The sequence below is a fragment of the Shewanella acanthi genome, from assembly GCF_019457475.1.
Lineage (GTDB): Bacteria > Pseudomonadota > Gammaproteobacteria > Enterobacterales > Shewanellaceae > Shewanella > Shewanella acanthi.
This window is the reverse complement of the sequence record NZ_CP080413.1, coordinates 2,865,313-2,883,218: the sequence shown is the minus strand read 5'-3', so window position 1 is coordinate 2,883,218 and position 17,906 is coordinate 2,865,313. Positions and strand designations below refer to the sequence as shown.

Sequence of the window (17,906 nt, the reverse complement as noted above, 5' to 3'; positions counted from 1 at the left end):
TTCTTAAAAACACTGTCGATTGTGATGCCTCACTGAATTTACTTGCTGGGTGAAATCTTTCGTACTAGATAGCTGTATCAGAACTTTAATATTGAAAAATAAAGAATTCCCTCTTTTAAACATGTTATTAAATTAATTGGGTTTTACCTCCAGTTAATTTTGATTAAGTAGATTAAGTATATGTTTTTTGTAGTTTGTTTTTTAAATAAAAAATTACCTTTAATAAATTAAAAAGTGAGCTAACATTAAATTGGTCTTCGTATGTTAAGAAATTCTTTACTTGCAGTTATAGGATCTAAAAGCGGTCACTCTAAGTCTTATATATTGGTGGAGATTTATTTATGAGTAAAGTGACATATGTTTCTACGCGTAATCAATTAAAATGGGCACTTAAAAATGAGGATAAGTATATTGTCATTACTGAACCTGATTTAGCTGGAAATGTTAAAGTCCTTAAATATACATCGAGGGCTGTTATTTTAGCCGCATTAAGTATAACTGCAATAGCTGTAACTAATGTATGGAATCCTATTGGTTGGGGGGCTGGCTTTATCGGTATTGCTGTGGTTAGTTCTACAGTCACAGTTATATCAGCCATAGGGATTAGTGCTGGATTGATATGGTTGATATATGACAGTTACGATATTATTGCAAGGGGGAGGATTGAATTACCAGATGGAACAATACTTGAGGGTGAAGTGATTTTGAAGAGAAATTGATTTAACTTAAGATATTAATGTTAATATTGGGTTTTATCCTGATTTTTATACGTATCATTCATTGTTATATTTATAGCTTTGTATTTAAAATGTTTGTTTAAGGTGCGCAATATGGTTTTGCGCACTTTTTGTTTAAATTTTATTTATTTTATTTTTTGTTTTTATATTGAATTTTGTAGGAGTTTTGTGAAGCTCATTGGCCTTGGTAAAATCTGCATCAGAGATGCATGAGTTATTTTCTTTTGAATGTTTTATGATATTGAAAAGTTCTGTTGTTATTTTTGATATATTTTTTATGTTCTCTTCAAGTATTTTATTTTTTTCAGTTAAGAATGAAATTTCATTCTCTATTTTTACGCGGTCTTGGAGATTAATTTTGAGTTTTTCACTTTTAATTTCTAGTTTTAATTTTTCTATTTCTTCTTTTGAATAACAAAAGTTCTTATAGTTATCATTGATCAAATTCTTAACTACTTCTGACTTAACGAATCCTTTGCTCATCTCGGTCAACTTTTTAATTACATCAGGTTCTAGAGAAACTGATAAAGGACGTTTACTATTGCTTTTTCTTCTGCTCTGGCGAGTCCTCCAAGCATTTCTAAATCTTTGAATAAGCCTAACATGCGCAACATTTTGAGGGTCAATATAAGCTTTTAATTGGCTTTTTAGCTCACTCATGTCCTCGTTAATATTATTGAGAGGTACACCTCTTTTTAGCAGATAGTTCTCACACCAACGAGCACTATGCATTGTCAAACTATCAATAAAATTTAACTGATCAACATTATTATCTTCTATGTGCATTTTTATAACCCAGATGATTTTAAAGCATTTAAGAAAACAGATTGATATTTTTACTTTGTTACATGTATCAATGCATGTATCGTTACATATAAATTTGTAGCGTTACTATAAATTTACATGTATCGTTACATGTATGTAAGTGGTAGTCAATATCAGTTTTTATTGGTTTTTTTTGGAAAATATCAAGTTTTACAGGTGTAAATCATGAACATCCTTGAATCAATGACGGGTGCATCACCAGAAACGAGATTGTTCTTACTTAAATTTTTTAATTACTATGGTGAGAATTTAGTTTCGATGAATGCTTCTATGCTGAGCAAAGACTTGTTAATGCCGAAAAAATCAGTGGCTACCGCGCTGCAGTATTTGGTTGAAGAGGGTTATATAACGCGAATAATTAATCAGGATAAATATGTTAGTGGCTTAGATTTGGATATGAGGGGTGTTAAGGAGACAGTATCTAGATATAGATTTCAACTAAAACCACTTGCCTTTAAATGGTGTAATAAATTAGTCGAAGCAACAGGCATAGAGCCTAAATTTAAAGTTATTTTTTATAAGCTGTCACAAGGTGATGGGAGGTTAAAAACACTTCTTGCTATTGCACTCATGATATCTATGAATTCCACTGGTTATATTTTGGGGCAAGTCGAAAAGTTAAAGCAGATGACAGGGTTTTCTGATGCTCAATTAGAGGGTGAGGCGAAAGCTTTAGTAAATGTTGGGTTTTTGTCAATTGTTAAAGGAGTGTCTAGGAGTGAATTACTTTCGACATTAAGAACAATCTATCATGTTAATATAGCCTGGCTTGAATTTCCGAGGTTATACATTGGTACTGATTTAAGAGAGTCTGAAATCACATATTCTAGATTTTTTGAATTTAACGATATGTATCATGGAAATTTGTACTCGTCATCGAAAATACTAAAGTCATTTCCTGGGTTTGAATTTTTTGAAGATATTACTAAATCTTTGTCTTTGAAAAATGTGCAGTATATTTTTGCAGTTAAAGAGTGGGGGTTTTCTGAGCTGATGCTGCGGTATTTGTCAACAGGTTCTTTTGCCTTTATGGATGTGTATGATGACTGCGTTAATTTTTTTAAGCATCATTTACCTCCTAGTGCTGACTTTGGGTCAGACTCTAATGATAAATCTGAAAAATATTCAAGGCTATATGAGAGTCTTATAAAAACGTTATCTGAGGAATTGGCTTCAAAACTAGATGTTTATTACGAATCTTTCAAGTTTTTACCTAAGTCATATAAGAAATCTATCCTCAGTATTGACTTGGTTTTGAAGAAGAGAATGGTTGTTATGTTAGATGATAAAAATAATACTTCACTAGTTTCATCATCTTTGTTTTCTATGCGAACCAACCACGGAGTGAGTCTTAAAGATGTGCTTATAAACTCTGAGGCTATCTTAAGTGTTAATTCAAAAGTTTCATTTGTTGATGACTCGAAGGTCGAGAGCCTCAAAATTGTTGATGTTAAGAGGGAAGAATCAATTTTATAAATTTTAATTAGAGAGTGATGCTTCATCTTAATTGATGTTTTTTATCTTGATTTAATAGTGAAATTGTTCTTGTTTTTTGTATTTTATCCTATATCTATTCATTCTTAATGTCTGTTTGTTATTACTATGTATTTCTTATCAGTAATATATCTACAGTTACTCATTCCTTAATCCTCTTAAGAATATCCATAAGTAGATTGGTAAATGAGCATCTCGTTAGCTAAGTACAGTAATGGACTGTGATGTACTCAAGTTGAAATTTACGTAACCCATACACGTTATGTACAATAACCAATATGGGAAATTAAAATGCGTAATCGTTATTCAGCTAATACCAATCTAACCGTAATCAATAATGGCCTGTATCGAGGCTACGCTGTTTATCCGAGGCCATTAAGTGCTGAGTACTTAGAGGCTATCTATAGGACCATGAACGCGGCATTGGACGAACATCCTAGAACACTATTGATAAGATTTGATTTGCATCTACCTCAACTTAACTTCCCGGATTCGCCAACGGTGTACGATTCAACAGTTATCACTAAGTTCAACAAATCACTGAATGCAAAAATCCTGCATGATAGGCACATCAAGGGCCGCGATGGGAAACGTGTGCATCCTTGTTCAGTAAGTAATACTTGGGCTAAGGAGCGAGCTGATGCAGATACCGACCATTACCACGTGGCAATTTTGCTTAATGCAGATGCGTATAACCATCTAGGGAATTACCGACATAACGGCCAAAACCTAAGTACTAAAATTGTAGAAGCATGGGCTAGCGCCTTGGGAATAGATGCTCATGGAGTTGAGCATCTTGTGCATTTCCCTGAAGATACTCCCCTCTACTATCTCAATCAGAATGCGCCTGATTTTGAGGAGACCTTTGCGAAAGCTTTCTTTCGTTTAAGTTACTTAGCCAAGCTAGATACCAAGCACTATGGTGATAGGACGCGTTCCTTTGGGTGTAGTCAAGGTTAATGAATGCCGTTCCTAACGAAAAAATAACGCAGTAACTCAGGGGCATTAAGCCCCTGTGTTCACTATAGGCAAAATCTCAGTAGCGCAGCCATAGCCAGATATCCTTCCCGATATCTGCGACAGCAACGATACCATCACCGACCACTTTAATCGGTGTCACTAGCGTTGCTTCTACGGTTGTCGATACAGCCCCTTTAACTAGGGAACTTGCCGCTTTGCCGTAATCACCATCACGCAGATGGTCTGCCGAGGTTGATAGGGTATTACTGGTGCCGTTAATCAATGACTCAATGGGCTTAGCGACTAAATCACCTGGCGTACCAATTACCTTGTTCACCGAGTCAGGTAGACCGATATATTCACCAGCCATCTTAGTTACCGTTGAAGCTAACGCGATATTTGCCGCGCTCCCTTGGACAATACGTTTAGCTGCTAATCCAAGCAAGCCTGCTCTAGCACTTATCTGAGTCGCTAGGTGCAGGTTATTGCTGACTTGATCTGAGGTGTAGGTTTCGTCAATACACCAGTTAACGAAGTGCTCGCAGTTGCTGTCTAGCAAGCGATAGGGTTGGTTACCCAGTAGGCTACGGGCACGTTCAACCGCACCATCCCTATCATATGCAATAGCCTTGCGTCTGACCTTAGCTCCTTCGGCAAACTCTTCTAAGCTGACTTGTTCAATAAAGCCATCTTTACGCTGATGGATAACTTGGTTTTGACCTACGCATAGGCCATGGTGTTTCGTGAGACCTAAAGGGTCGATATTAACGACAAGGTGATCACCAGCTTTAAACTTCTTCATAGGACGCTCCTAAATAAAAAGAGCCGGACCTTAAGGGGCCAGCTCTGGTTGGGGTTTACTGAGTGGTGTTACGTAGTGAAGGGGTTAGATTTCCAGCTCAACAAAATCCTTATCGATTTGCTGCTGGGTGATACCGATATAGCGCAGTGTTACGGCTTCGGATTGGTGGCGGAGCATACGCATCACTCGCCCAATATCCTTACTGGCTTGGTACAAGTGATAACCTCGGGTCTTACGCATTGAGTGGGTGCCTAGGGCGAGCTTGATATCCTCCCCGACATAGGCGAACGCCCTAGCGACAGCACGGCGCGTTAATGGCTTCGCGGGGGCATGCCAATCCTTGGCCTGGCTTGAGCGGTAGGATTGGAACAGATACACATGCTCTGGGTGACGCTCATGTATCGCATCAATCAGCGCCTTGGTCTTATCGTTGAGCTTGATGTTGGCTGGCTTACCCGTCTTCTGCTCAATGATGCTTAAGCGATCCCCTTGGATATCACTGAACTTAATCGCCAGTAAGTCAGAGATCCGCAGCGCTAGGTTCAGACCAATATTCCAGACATCGGCCATCTGCTGGCCAAAGTGGCGCTCCAGCAGGTAGCTGATAAGCTTGATGGTGTCGCGGTTCTTGACCGCTTCGACTTCTTTCATCGTTGCTTCCCTCTTTTGGCTATTGCGTGAATATGAGAAGCAGCCATTCCCAAACCCGCATCGGGCCTAGGTTTACTGCTTCCCACAATACCTTTGTGGGCACCAACCTTAGTCGGCGCTGACCTGCAGCTGATACACCTCCATCTCGATGTAGTTACAGAAGTTCTCCAGTAGCAGCCGAACCAAGCTGTCAGCATCACGAAGGTAACAACGGCCAAAGAAGCTGTTGTAGACCTCCTTCTCCTGAAACAGCACTTCCATTTCTTTCTCAAGCTCAGGGAAGGGGCCGCCGCAGTAGGCAAAGTCAGTGAAGTAATTGAGGTACCAGTAATCCCCTTGGCGGTAGAGATTGATTTCTACCGGGTGATAACCGCCGCGCTCATAGCTGTAGTCGGGATCACGGTAGTTAAAGGTGACGATGTTGATGTTGGGGTTATTGAGTGCTGCCAGTTGTCGTTCTAACACTTCATAAAAGGGCTCTGGCAGTGGCAATGTGGTTTCGCGGTAGATTTTCATGCTGGACTCCAAAACAAAAAGCCCACCAGCGCTAAGCACTGTGGGCATGGGGTGTGGGGGGTAGTAAAGGGAAACGGGTAAAGCGTGCTTAAGTGCAGACGGGCTTGTGTAAGTACGAGCTTAAGTGTGACTGCTCCACTGCGGATGGGCATTGTCACCGTGGTTGTAATAACTGCCATTTAAGATCATCCGCCACTCACCGTGGGGCGTGCCGTACTTGTCGCAATCGCGGACCATATGACAAAAACCAATTTCTTTGGGCAGGTTATCCACCATGTCGCGCTGGCAAACAAACAGCTGCGTTTTGCGGATGCGGTCGGGGGGAATGATTTCTGCAGGGCCGCAGATATCGCCATATTCATCCCGTGGGCGGATAAATATCGGCAAGGTTAATTCTAGGCAGATGCGTTCCAGCAATGCCGGAAAGGCTGAGCAGGCCTCTGCAACCGCCGCCTGGGAAAAGCTATCGGTAAATTCAATCATGATGCACTCCAGCGCATAAAGGGCTCCCAAGTGGGAGCCCTTTATGCCGTTATGGATTTGAGATATAGCCGCGCTCGGCGAAAGAAACGCAGGTATCACCGACGACGATGTGATCCAGTACCGGCACATCGATGGTAGTGAGAGCTTCGATGAGCCTTTCTGTGATCCTCCGGTCGGCAATAGATGGCTCAGGACAACCCGAGGGATGGTTGTGGGCGAAGATCACCGCAGCGGCGTTACACAGCAGCACGGCTTTAACCACCTCTCGTGGGTACACACTGCTGCAATCGATCGTGCCGAAGAACATCTCATTAAACTCAATCAGTCGGTGCTGACTGTCGAGCATCATCACGCCAAACACTTCGCGCTGGTGCTGGTGAAGCTTAAAGCGCAGAAAGTCCATGGTGGCCTGTGGGTTACAGAAGGCATCGCCGCGCACAAAGCGCTCAGCGACTATGCCTGCTGCGGTTTCTAAGATTTGCGATGAGGTTTGTGACCAGCTGTTGCGGGGTAGGGTAATCACTTTGTGCATAGCGCCTCCAAGGTTGCTAAATCGGTATATGCACAGCGGTGATATATATCTGAAAAGGTTTGGAAATCGGAAAAAAGTTAAAAATTACTGGAAGCGCATATGTGATGAGACAATAACCAAGGAACTCATCATGAAGCTCATTAAACTGAAAGAAGTCATTGAAATCACTTGTCTAACCAAAGCAACAATTTATCGCATGATTGCGGCCGGGAAGTTTCCTAAACAAGTGTCATTGGGTGATAGGGCGGTGGCTTGGATAGAAAGTGAAATAGAAGGGTGGATTAATGAACGAATTGTTGAGCGAGATGCATTGTGATGTGTTTTATAAATGAAAGTTGTTTTGTGGGGACAAGCGCTGTTTAGCTGCACTTGTCCCGTTTTTGGCTTAGAGGTGTGGTCTAAAGCTTTTCGCTTTAGTAAATATCTCATGGTATCGATTTTCTAAATCATTGTATTCAATAAATGGAGCAAATGTCTTGCAACCAAAGGCAAGTTCAGCCCCACTCTTATAAAATAATAATCCTGTTATTTCAGAATGTTGCTGAATAGCTTGATCACTACCACAACATCCGCATCCACAAGTACACCAATCATTATTTCTACAGCCAGAGCAACATTCGCACATGCACATAATCGTCCCCTCGTATTCCATAGAGTCCTACTAGATAATAAGTGAATAATAAAAGGTAGCAGCATTGAGCTTAAGGGAGAAAAAAATAGAGAAAAATTAAAATAGCAGGCCAAGAGATCATCTTGGCATAGTAATATCTAAATTTACACTTTAAGTAGGATGAAATTTTATTATAAATTCAGCCTATGGCTAGGCTTTCCTTAAATGGTTTTGCCGAATTTTTTGTATACTAGGATAGACAACTAATGCCTGCAGTATCTTTTCATATAGCGTGGGCATCCATGTCTGCCCGTTAGGAAGTGTTTTTAAATTGTTAGAAAGGCTGACGACCGAGATTTGCTCTTCAACATTAATTTTTGAAAAGGCGTATATAGTTTCCTTTAGTAGCTCAGATCTTTTGGAAAGTACACTTTCGTAGTCTTGGGATGAAGTTCTATCTGTTCCAGTGAATACAATTATAGATTGATTCCAAACTGTCTTACCCAATGTTTCAGTTAACATCTTTATTGCTCTTTTCTCATCACTAGCAACTCTTGATGAGTCTATTTCTGTTATATAGAGTAAACAAAAAGACCCAGCGATGCGTTTTTTTAACTCAGTTAAGTTTTGAATGTCTTTTCGCTCTTCTTGCATTGAATCACAAAGTCCTGGAGTATCAGTAAATCTAAATTTGATACCTCCATACTCGCGCTGAAACGTCATTATTTCAGTCGTGCCTGTTTTATATCTGTCAACATTAGTCACCTTTTTATCCATCAAAGTGTTTACAGTGCTGCTTTTTCCTACACCTGCTCGGCCTGCTAAGATTACATCGAAGAATATATTGTCAGAGCGAACTTCTTTGAATAGCCTTTCGACTAGAGCATCTTTAACTGAAATAAAATCATCTGGTAGAGATACAACATTATCGCGATTTATAGAAGTCATTTTTTACCCCATTAATCTGAAAATAATCCACACAGGAAGCCTATAATTGCTCCTGCAATTACCCCCGGTTTACCAAAGTATTTCCCAACAGCAACCCCAGCAGCAGTACCCGCTGCAGCGTTTTTAAGCCTGTCCAACGCGTTGATTCTTATTCTTTGTTGTTGGCCTTTTGATAATGGAATGCGTGGAGGTTCAATATGCTTTTTGCCACTAGTTTCATGTTTCTCGCCAATGCCTATATCATTTCGCATTGAGATCAGAAATTTGATAGCGACTCGCTCGTTGATCTGTTCGAATATTTTAGTGAAAAGTTCACCAAGCCAATGGGTTCCATCTGGAAGTAAACTGCTAGAATTGCTTATCGCTATTGCGGGAATATCTGATTTTAATCTTGGAGCATTTTTCCTGATCTCTGAGTGAATAATACGTGTTCGTTCTTTCAGATCGAGATTAAAGGACTCTTCATCTGAGAAGTCAGCTCGTGTAAATACAATTATTGCGTGCTGCCAAATTTTAGGTCCCATTGCTTTAGTTATTAGTTTTATCCCTTCTCTTTCTGCGCCAGAAAGTCTTGTTGCAGAGAGTTCAGTAACAAACCAGAGCAGGTCAATTTTTTTTACTGTATCTGAGATTTTTTTCAGATATTTATCATTGTTTCCTTGTTCTGGGAGGTCATCACAAAGTCCAGGAGTATCGTAAATTTGGTAATCAATATCGTCATGTGTATAGCTGTATGATGTTATATCCATCGTTGTGGGATTGAATTTGCCTACTGGAGCTAATTCAGTTCCCAATAATGAGTTGATAGTGCTTGATTTACCTACGCCAGTCCTACCAACCAGTAAGAACTTAATAGGGCCTCTATCATCGGCGATAGCCGCAATTTTTCGTTTTAGCTCTTGCTCAACTTCACTTTCCATTGACTGATTCTTCTCTTTTCCTTGAAAACATAAAGTTAGCGCAATAATCGTGAGCTTGCGAATACCTTGTGAATTTCCAGATATCGATTTTCCGATTAACCAAATTCAGATATCTATGTAGTGTCAGCTGGCATCTTTGCTATTTGGTTTAAAGAGACTTTTTTAAAGACTGAACAACTTATTTAACTAATTGTAAATCAGTGAATTGAGTAAGCGTAGTAATGACAAAGCACCAATACTAATACTTTATATGGTTTCAACGTCTGTATAGTTGATTATTTGATCACATTTGGACTGGAATGAAATTAATACATTGTTCAGGTTTTGCAAAAATATTGATGACTTTCTTATAGTTAAGGAGATAAACTTAAAGAAATTTGTTCTTTCTTCATCCAGGGAGTGGTCATTGAAGCTCATTGATGCCTTGTCTATTCTGTCCAAATCCTCACCATTTGCTGTGAGCACTGACAGAGTTGCTGAAAGTGTCCTATCTACTTTCAAAAAATACATCTACATCCAGACTGATATTGAAGCTGATTTTAAAAACAAGCTGCAGCAGTGTCAGCCCGGACAGATTGTCTTCCTGTGTGGCTCCAGTGGGGATGGCAAGTCAGAAATCCTCACCCAGTATAAAAATCAATGGAAATCAAAAATAGACTTCCATCTAGATGCTACCCACAGCTTTAATCCCGACCAAACTGCTATTAATACCCTTGATGAGCGTTTTAGGCAGTTTAAAGAGTCAGGCCGTCCACTGGTGGTAGGCATTAACATCGGGATGCTGGGTAATTACGCAGAAGAAGGGAGTAAAGAGCACGGCGAAATCACTCTAGCCATTAAGTCATTTTTGTCTGGTCGTCGGGAAGATATACCAAGCAAGTATGTGTTTTTGGATTTTGAAGATTACCCTAAATTTTCGCTCTCTGATGCAGGGAATACTTCTGATTTTGCATTGCAACTTATTAAGCGGTTAACAGCACAAACTCTTGATAATCCATTTTATGCACTTCACCAGAATCAAGTTCAAAAGTATGGACATGATAGTGTGACAGCTAATTTTTCCTTGCTTGCATTACCTGCAGTACAACAGTCAGTGATAGATCTTTTGCTTAAAGCTAGGCTGATAAAAGACCAATTTTTAACCGCACGTGCCTTATTGGATTTTTTGTTTCAAATATTGGCAATGAAAGGTTATTTATTTGACAACTTGTTTTTAGGTGGCGATAACGAGCTTTTACAACATATAAAAACCTTTGACCCCAGTAATTTACATACCCGAAATATAGATGAATTTGTCTTGCAATATAGTTTGGGAGTAACGGGAGATGATTTTGAATTACTCAAAAATCAATTAAAACCTCTAGGTGTTTACGAGCTAAAGTCAGCAGCATCCTGTTTACGACTAGCTTATATTCTCCGTAATGATGGCGGTATGAGCTTAGGATTTATTGATTCATTCAAGGCTGATTTCAATAATATCCTAGTTGATCAATATTCCTCTATCTGGTTGTTACATAAGAATTTTGATGGTTCAGGTAAGCAAAAAAAGGTATTGAATTCATTTTACAAGGAAACCTTGATTGCAGCAGTGCATCGATATTGTAATCGTCATGCACATACACTTGATAAAGATGCTTACTTTATTAGCGAATACAACGGCTTCAAAACAGCGGTTGAGTTAGATGTTAAGCCAAACTTCGTTGCGATCTCACAAAATGCTTCAAATAAAATAGGTGCATTTTTTGCTCAACTCCTTGTAGATGATAAACCACTCAAACCTATGCCAATCAGCATGAACCTTTTTGGGCTATTGCAGCGCATAACTCAAGGTTATCGTCCTAATAAACATGATAAAAATGCGGTCTTATTGCTCGATGAAGTGATTGAGCAAATAGTGTCTGTCGCCAATAAAAAGGAAACACTATTAATCCTCAAGTCCGACAAAAGATACAAGGTAACCAATCAAGACAATGAGTATTTTGAAGTGAGTGGCCTTTGAGATGATGACAGATAAATTTACTATGCCGATAAACGCTGAGTTACCACAAACAGAAAAAGACATTCCTAATAAAAATAGTCTTAATAGCTATTTGCCTATTAGAACAAAGGGCAATGATTTTGAATGGGATGCTGTTATTGGCCTAGTGTTACGTGGGTTGCTGCGCAAAAAAGTTGAAAAATACGAATACGATCAGTTTGTCACCGATTGCAGAAATACACTGCAAGAGAAACTAGGCGAAGAAGCCTTTTGGGATGTACTTAGGGAGATGTACTTTGATAATAAAGACATCTTTGCTGTGAGTCCTGAGTTATTACTATTTCGTGCCCAAAAAGAGCTCATTAATGCTGGTGATAGCAGAATTGCATCTATGTTTACCAATCTCGCGGGAGGGCAAAAGATTGAATCCTTTAATGGCAATCTAAATTTTCTTGAGCGCGAGATGTTAGAAACTTTACGTCGCGAAATGAAAGACGATGGCGCGTTTGAACCTTCTGAGCGACCTTATTTACCTTTTTTATCCAAAGTGTTCCGTAAAGACTTAAGGTTTTTGGCAAGCCGCCCAAAGTACTTGCTGAGTGAAATTGAGCATTTTTTGTCTTTCTACGGTTTTACTTATACCGCGCAACTGAGTTTGTCACTTCCATCTTGGCTAGAAGGTAAAGAGCCAAGTGCTAAACCTCTGTACTTTATCATGGATCATGAGCGAGCGAGCAATGAGCGCAGCCATGTAAAAAACCATGGATACATTATGTTCAAAGCGTCAGCTGAACGCTTATTTCCTATGTTGACCATGCTGGAGCTACTCCAACTCAAAGATGTCGAAAAACGTCCGTTATGGGAAATTGCCCGAGATGTGATTGACTGCCAATTAGATTTAAAGCCTAAGCTGGAGGCCTTTGCGTATGCGTTTCGGAGTCAAAGGCAACTGGTTACGGAGTTTATCCGCTCAGATTCTTCATTAGATTGGCTTGAAAACATTATGAAGCTTGCGATGGCGCAGTTTAATTTCGGTGAGCGCCTCAATATTAATAAAAAATACGTACAAGAAGTTGAAACCCATCTTGCGGCCAATTTTGTCCAATCGAGAGGTCGCTCTGGAAAAGTGCTGGTCCTCAATCAAGATCACATCATATTGCTGACCAATATTGTTATTGGCGATGAAGAGAAGCTTCGCTTCCATGATTTATTGGAAGAATTCAAATTGCGTGGCATTTTCGTCGATAAGCAAACCGAGCAAGAGCTGATTAAATTTTACGAGCGCATAGGTAACGTGGAGCGCATGAGCGACAGTGGAGATGCAGTATATGTCCGTAAAACCATTTGAGACATTTTTGGTTGAACAATTTTCAGGCAAGGCTGGCGCTGTTGTTGAGGCTGGCTTTCGTTACCAGTTTAAATCGCCCGATAGTGAAAACAGCAGCCGTTTATACCAAGCATTAATAGCCTTAAAAGCAGGTGATATTTCTTCGGTTCATGGAGTATTACTACCTTATCTTCAGCTTGGTAGCAGTAAAGTTGTACCAGTTATTCAGAGTGAAAATCCTCATGAGTTTATGGGCTTTACTGAAAATTATATTTCCTTATTACGTGATGAAGTTGCCGGGCAAGAAGGATTTTTAAAGGGCTGCGCGCTGCTCATTATTCACAATAGTTTGCTCGATACCGTTATTAACTCTGCAGAAGACTTATCTCAACCCGGGCAGGTGTGGAGTACTGAGGAAATTAAGCGGGCATTAAAGGGACTGATAGATCAGCAAGATACAGGTAGAGGAGTATCTCTGTGTCTGCTTGAAGATCAGTTTGATGCCATTCTAGAAGATGGCGCAACCATGTTTGGTTTCGAAGCCTTATATAACGCAGTGCGCGATGGTGATTTGCGTTTTAACGAGCTGGGAATGCTCAATGACCCACAAATTGAGCTTTATGAAGGCCAACCCGCTCAGCTTCGTCGCCGTCTTGCTGAAAACAGAGCTTTGTATGAGGAGCTGAGTTTTGAAGTGGAGCATTTTGGTGATCAGCTTGAAGATCGGTTGAAATCCTTTGGTGAAAAATTTATCCGCGAACACTTTTCCGAGACGGATAGCTGGAAAAACGTCGATTTTCAACATTATTTGGATGAGATGAAGCGTAATTCCACTCAGCAGTTGATACTGGAAGATGAGCAAGGCATTAAAGGCATGACCGTCATTGCTCGCAATAAATCGGAATCCAAAGCAGGCATGCGCGATAGGCATATCATTATCGAACTGGATGATGAGGTAAATGAGTATGAGCTCAAGCTTAATTTTGCGGGTGCAAATAATCTAGATAAGAGTCAATTCAGCCTTAAACCAGCTAAGGGCATAAAGGTTGATTATCAAATCAGCGCCAGAAATAATCCACTTCATGGATGTAGCGCAACGCTAAAGGCGACATATGCGCATGAGCCGCAGTTTTTTAACCTGCAGTTAAAGCGTGAAAATAAGTCTGAAGTTTATAACTTCCGCTGTTTAGTTGTGCGTAAAGGTGAGTTTTACATCGAACCGATTAAAAACTTGTTTTTGATTGAGCCAGCTAAAATGCGCCTCACCCTTAATATGGATGAAAACAAGCTGCAAATAAGTGAAGGCGGTACAAAAGCCGTGTCATTATTTGATGCTAAGCAGGTGGTCAATAAAGCGGAATATGGTTTAGTTGATTTTGAAGCACTTGCAAATGAGTCTGACGAAATCGATTTTATTGTGCAGTCGGGTGAGAACCAGCTTTGTTTTAACGTCGAAGGCGCTGTCGCGACCGATTCATTAACGATACCGCTACTGCTTAATCGAGGACGTTTTCACAAGTTATTTAACGATAGCTATAACGGTGAGCTGCTATACCTAAAAGGCAAAGTTAACTTAGATAACAGCGAATTCGTTGTCCCAGGGTTACGCCTAAAATTACTGCGTTGGGAGCAAGATTTCGTCAATAACCGTATCGTTGCGCAGCTCGACAATAAGCCCATTGAACTGAGTCAGCTGCTGGCTGTAGACGATAACATTCACAGTGCTTACCTGGAACTATTCGAATATCTATCGACCCACAACACGATTCCATCATTGGTGTCTTGGGGAGTTAATTTCACCGCAATCGTTTCTCGACTCGTGGATGCCTATTTAAGGCTTTTTGAAGCCATACCCACAGGTGGCATGCTTTCAAGCGCACAAAAATTAGCGATTAAAATCGGAGTCATCTCGGCTGATGGTGAAGAATACTATTCGCCTTACCATCCTTTGTTGCTGGCCTATAACCTCTATCTAAGTCAGACAATGCAACGGGATAGTAGCTTTGAAGATTTACCCGATGTGACCTTTGAGCGGCTGTCGGCAACAGGCTTACTGCCTTATGTTTATCATCCCGAATATGGCTTTGCCTATAACCAAAGGGTTAGAGAAAACGCTTTTTGGCTGCGCAGTGTGCCACAAGAAAAAAGTGCACTGACCTTTGTGCGCAAACTGGTAAAAGAAAAGTTAGATGAGTTTCAGCTTGCTTTTACTCAACTGTTTAGTGGTAATGACAACAGCATTTTAGTGAATGCCGTTAACCAAGATGCTGCTAATGAGCTGTTTTTAGGTTTGGTCGATTACATCCGCACAAACATGGATAAGTCGGCTGCGATTCACGTTAACCTGTACGATGATGACCTATCGTTTAACGCCTTTGACCGCTTTGCTGAAACAGCAAACTATGATGAGTTAAAAGAATGGCTTGAGCTCAATAAAGGTAAAGCCCGTGAGACAGCGGATACTGTGATTGATCTGCTACGTACCCGCCTGACTTACAGTAAATTTACCAATGCCCAGGGTGACTCTGCCGGACAAGCTTATGCACATTTAACCTTTTTCCGAAATAACAATAAGGTTGATTGCACCAGTATCGCTATCGACAGCATGGTTTCGGGTATTGCCTGCGATGGTTTATTAGCGGGTGAGGCCTCAAAGAGTGATAATGGCTCTTACCTAACTGGATTTGGCTTGCAGGGGGTGGAATATAGTGATTTACCACACCTGAAAATGGCTAAATATATTGGTTCACTAATCAAGCCAGCATTACAGCCAAATACACCTTATCAAGGGACTGACGCAGTCGTTATTGCGGTCAATGAAGATTTTAAAACCTTGCTAAAGCGCTCATACGAGAGTTCTATTTGGACCACCATTATTGACCCTAAGGTCACCTTGGACTTTTTTCACAGCAATGAAGATGTAGTGCTGATCCATTACTCTGACCAATACACCAGCTCTGCGAGTTATGATGCAATTACTGTAACAGCTCAAACCCAGTTATTTGAGCGCGTAATACAGCAGGGGGAAGGTGGCAGACTAAATGAGTTCAACGCCTTTAATGGCGATTGGTTACTTAAGATGATGACCTGTACACCAAAGGTGAATAAAGAGCGCAAGGGAATTATTGGTGCCTACAAGTTTATTGTGAGTCTTTTGCACCAATCCGATATCACTTGGGTGCCATTGTCTGTAGGTGAGATGATCCGCGTTGCTGGTAATATTGGTTTGAAAATTTCTGAAAGTGATTTTTCGTGCAAACTGAATGGTTACGTTAAAGGGGCGATATCTGACGATGTGCTTTTGGTTGGCTTTAAAGCGCAGCAAGTCTATTTATTGCCGCTTGAGGTAAAAACCGGCGCAACGCCAAATTATCAAAAGGCTGTCGCTCAGGCTAAAGAATTACTTCGTTATTTGAGCGTTGATATTCTGGGTAAATCAACGGTCGCAGGAAAGCTGCATCGTGGTTTATTTATGCGCCAAGTATTGATGCAGATTGATAAATATCGTCTCTATAACGTCTTTAATCCTGGTTATTTTGATGGATTACTTACCGAAAAAGAGCTGTGGTTAAAAGGTGATTTCGGACTTGCTTGCATTGCAGACTATCCATCGGGCTTTGTGGTCAGTCACCTTGAAAGTGATGCTGTATTTGAACCTGACTATCAGCTGGTAGATGGTATTCTGCGTATCGATTTACCCATGGCCATTCTTAAAACTTTGGTTGAAACGCCGCTGCAGCAGCTGTTAACAACAATGGATATCGCAAAACTTTGTCATGTTCCAACAAAGTACGTTTTAACAAGGGATTACAGCGGAACTCCGATAGATTCCGTAGTAGAAGAAACCGAAGAGCTTAGTACTGGTAATAAATTCACGCAGCCAAATGTAAATACTGATGAGGTTGAGAATATTGATAACAAAACTCAGCAAGAGTCTGAGTCTACGATAACCACGCAAAGGTTAAATACTGCCACGAGTGGGCACTTGTCAGTACTATTTGGTCATAATGCCACTACCGAAGCACCGTTAAATTGGGAGCCTACTAATACTGCCAAATTTATGAATACCAATACGGGCATTATTGGCACCATGGGCACGGGTAAAACTCAATTTACCAAGTCGGTCATTACTCAACTGCATCGTAATCAAGCGGATAACGTCAATGGCGCGCCCATCGGCATGCTGATTTTTGATTACAAGTCAGACTATGTCGACGATAAGTTTATCGATGCGACACAGGCCAAAAAATACAAACTTCACAAGCTGCCCTATAACCCGCTGAGCCTCTATGGCGATACGCCAATGCTGCCCGTGCATACGGCGCGAGGTTTTGCTGAGACTATGGGTAAAGCCTTTAACTTAGGCCAAAAGCAGCAGTTAAAGCTGCGTAAGTTAGTTGGCGAGGCCTACGAGCTTGCGGGGATCAATAAATCTGACCCAAACACATGGCAAAAACTGGCACCAACTATCGCCGATGTGTGGGAGTTGTTTATTGAAACCGAACCCGATGAAGACTCACTTTATGCAGCGCTCGAAAGCTTGTATGAGCTGGAGATTTTTGAAGACAAAAATGACCAATGCATGAGTCTGTATGATCTGATTAGTGGCATTACTGTTGTAGAGCTGGCGGGATATCCCTCTGAGGTTCAAAACCTGGTGGTGGCGTTAACCTTAGACTTGTTTTACTCGCAAATGCAAAAGCATGGCAAACCCGAAGTTGTTGGTGATTTTCGTCAAATCACCAAGCTTGTGCTGGTGGATGAGGCCGATAATTTTATGTCACAAAACTTCCCCAGCCTGCGAAAAATCCTTAAAGAAGGGCGAGAATATGGTGTTGGCGTGGTGCTCTCTACTCAGGATATTACTCACTTCCAAACCGGTGAAAATGATTATTCCAGTTATGTAATGACTTGGGTGGTACACCGCGTTGCCAAGATCAAACCCCAAGATATTAAGGCGATATTCAGTGTTAACGAAAAATCCGAACAAGAAAGACTGATGGAAACTATTAATAAGCTTGAAAAGCATAACAGCTTATATATTGATGGGTCTAAAAAATTACAAAAGATGCGGGATAGGGCATTTTGGGAGCTTTGATTGTTAATATTTAAGCAGTTGGTTA

At 40.6% G+C, this 17,906-nt stretch carries 15 protein-coding genes; 7 read left to right on the top strand and 8 right to left on the bottom strand.

The annotated features are described in order from the left end of the window. Positions 1-341: 341 nt before the first annotated feature. Positions 342-719 carry a hypothetical protein gene (locus K0H61_RS12505; protein ID WP_220049669.1) on the top strand — a complete coding sequence of 126 codons (378 nt, stop codon included), beginning with the start codon at positions 342-344 and terminating at the stop codon, positions 717-719. Positions 720-851: 132 nt separating this feature from the next. Here the strand turns inward: K0H61_RS12505 and K0H61_RS12500 are convergent, their stop codons facing one another. Then, on the bottom strand, positions 852-1,523 hold the full coding sequence (locus K0H61_RS12500) for a hypothetical protein (protein ID WP_220049667.1): 672 nt from the start codon (positions 1,521-1,523) through the stop codon (positions 852-854). 204 nt (positions 1,524-1,727) lie between these two features. Here K0H61_RS12500 and K0H61_RS12495 point away from each other — a divergent pair, with 204 nt between their 5' ends. Next, the gene (locus K0H61_RS12495) at positions 1,728-3,038 is read left to right on the top strand and encodes a hypothetical protein (protein ID WP_220049666.1); all 1,311 of its coding nucleotides are present in this window, start codon (positions 1,728-1,730) and stop codon (positions 3,036-3,038) included. A gap of 309 nt (positions 3,039-3,347) precedes the next feature. Then, a complete protein-coding gene (locus K0H61_RS12490) occupies positions 3,348-4,016 on the top strand; it encodes an inovirus Gp2 family protein (RefSeq protein ID WP_220049665.1) in 669 nt (222 codons plus the stop codon). A 76-nt stretch (positions 4,017-4,092) separates the two neighbouring features. Here the strand turns inward: K0H61_RS12490 and K0H61_RS12485 are convergent, their stop codons facing one another. The 5 genes from K0H61_RS12485 to radC form a co-directional block, all read right to left on the bottom strand. Then, entirely contained in the window at positions 4,093-4,818 is a 726-nt protein-coding gene (locus tag K0H61_RS12485; protein ID WP_220049664.1) for a lecithin retinol acyltransferase family protein, read from the bottom strand. Between the two features lie 84 nt (positions 4,819-4,902). Then, a complete protein-coding gene (locus tag K0H61_RS12480) occupies positions 4,903-5,469 on the bottom strand; it encodes a site-specific integrase (RefSeq protein ID WP_220049663.1) in 567 nt (188 codons plus the stop codon). Positions 5,470-5,577: 108 nt separating this feature from the next. Further along, positions 5,578-5,985, bottom strand: a complete 408-nt coding sequence (locus K0H61_RS12475; RefSeq protein ID WP_220049661.1) for a DUF2787 domain-containing protein — start codon at positions 5,983-5,985, stop codon at positions 5,578-5,580. A 120-nt stretch (positions 5,986-6,105) separates the two neighbouring features. Beyond that, entirely contained in the window at positions 6,106-6,468 is a 363-nt protein-coding gene (locus K0H61_RS12470; protein WP_220049660.1) for a hypothetical protein, read from the bottom strand. Between the two features lie 49 nt (positions 6,469-6,517). Continuing rightward, the gene (gene radC, locus K0H61_RS12465; RefSeq protein ID WP_220049658.1) at positions 6,518-7,000 is read right to left on the bottom strand and encodes a RadC family protein; all 483 of its coding nucleotides are present in this window, start codon (positions 6,998-7,000) and stop codon (positions 6,518-6,520) included. A 130-nt stretch (positions 7,001-7,130) separates the two neighbouring features. Here radC and K0H61_RS12460 point away from each other — a divergent pair, with 130 nt between their 5' ends. Beyond that, a complete protein-coding gene (locus K0H61_RS12460) occupies positions 7,131-7,316 on the top strand; it encodes a helix-turn-helix transcriptional regulator (protein WP_220049656.1) in 186 nt (61 codons plus the stop codon). A 504-nt stretch (positions 7,317-7,820) separates the two neighbouring features. On the opposite strand, the gene K0H61_RS12455 is transcribed toward K0H61_RS12460, so the two are convergent. Both K0H61_RS12455 and K0H61_RS12450 read right to left on the bottom strand, forming a co-directional pair. Continuing rightward, positions 7,821-8,558 carry a GTPase gene (locus K0H61_RS12455; protein ID WP_220049655.1) on the bottom strand — a complete coding sequence of 246 codons (738 nt, stop codon included), beginning with the start codon at positions 8,556-8,558 and terminating at the stop codon, positions 7,821-7,823. 11 nt (positions 8,559-8,569) lie between these two features. Then, positions 8,570-9,478 carry a GTPase gene (locus tag K0H61_RS12450; protein ID WP_220049653.1) on the bottom strand — a complete coding sequence of 303 codons (909 nt, stop codon included), beginning with the start codon at positions 9,476-9,478 and terminating at the stop codon, positions 8,570-8,572. 406 nt (positions 9,479-9,884) lie between these two features. Between K0H61_RS12450 and dptF the strand changes: the two genes are divergently transcribed. Genes dptF through dptH form a run of 3 tightly spaced genes read left to right on the top strand, consistent with a single transcriptional unit; the run spans position 9,885 to position 17,881 of the window. Next, a complete protein-coding gene (gene dptF, locus K0H61_RS12445; RefSeq protein ID WP_220049651.1) occupies positions 9,885-11,477 on the top strand; it encodes a DNA phosphorothioation-dependent restriction protein DptF in 1,593 nt (530 codons plus the stop codon). Position 11,478: 1 nt separating this feature from the next. Continuing rightward, a complete protein-coding gene (gene dptG, locus K0H61_RS12440; protein ID WP_258405948.1) occupies positions 11,479-12,804 on the top strand; it encodes a DNA phosphorothioation-dependent restriction protein DptG in 1,326 nt (441 codons plus the stop codon). Then, the gene (dptH, locus tag K0H61_RS12435) at positions 12,785-17,881 is read left to right on the top strand and encodes a DNA phosphorothioation-dependent restriction protein DptH (protein WP_220049650.1); all 5,097 of its coding nucleotides are present in this window, start codon (positions 12,785-12,787) and stop codon (positions 17,879-17,881) included. The genes dptG and dptH overlap by 20 nt, the downstream gene beginning before the upstream one ends. Positions 17,882-17,906 lie beyond the last annotated feature (25 nt).

Excerpts from the sequence above, each read along its gene's own strand:
- K0H61_RS12505 (WP_220049669.1), top strand. The coding sequence starts at position 342 with ATGAGTAAAGTGACATATGTTTCTACGCGTAATCAATTAAAATGGGCA.
- K0H61_RS12500 (WP_220049667.1), bottom strand. The coding sequence starts at position 1,523 with ATGCACATAGAAGATAATAATGTTGATCAGTTAAATTTTATTGATAGT.
- K0H61_RS12495 (WP_220049666.1), top strand. The coding sequence starts at position 1,728 with ATGAACATCCTTGAATCAATGACGGGTGCATCACCAGAAACGAGATTG.
- K0H61_RS12490 (WP_220049665.1), top strand. The coding sequence starts at position 3,348 with ATGCGTAATCGTTATTCAGCTAATACCAATCTAACCGTAATCAATAAT.
- K0H61_RS12485 (WP_220049664.1), bottom strand. The coding sequence starts at position 4,818 with ATGAAGAAGTTTAAAGCTGGTGATCACCTTGTCGTTAATATCGACCCT.
- K0H61_RS12480 (WP_220049663.1), bottom strand. The coding sequence starts at position 5,469 with ATGAAAGAAGTCGAAGCGGTCAAGAACCGCGACACCATCAAGCTTATC.
- K0H61_RS12475 (WP_220049661.1), bottom strand. The coding sequence starts at position 5,985 with ATGAAAATCTACCGCGAAACCACATTGCCACTGCCAGAGCCCTTTTAT.
- K0H61_RS12470 (WP_220049660.1), bottom strand. The coding sequence starts at position 6,468 with ATGATTGAATTTACCGATAGCTTTTCCCAGGCGGCGGTTGCAGAGGCC.
- radC (WP_220049658.1), bottom strand. The coding sequence starts at position 7,000 with ATGCACAAAGTGATTACCCTACCCCGCAACAGCTGGTCACAAACCTCA.
- K0H61_RS12460 (WP_220049656.1), top strand. The coding sequence starts at position 7,131 with ATGAAGCTCATTAAACTGAAAGAAGTCATTGAAATCACTTGTCTAACC.
- K0H61_RS12455 (WP_220049655.1), bottom strand. The coding sequence starts at position 8,558 with ATGACTTCTATAAATCGCGATAATGTTGTATCTCTACCAGATGATTTT.
- K0H61_RS12450 (WP_220049653.1), bottom strand. The coding sequence starts at position 9,478 with ATGGAAAGTGAAGTTGAGCAAGAGCTAAAACGAAAAATTGCGGCTATC.
- dptG (WP_258405948.1), top strand. The coding sequence starts at position 11,479 with ATGATGACAGATAAATTTACTATGCCGATAAACGCTGAGTTACCACAA.
- dptH (WP_220049650.1), top strand. The coding sequence starts at position 12,785 with ATGTCCGTAAAACCATTTGAGACATTTTTGGTTGAACAATTTTCAGGC.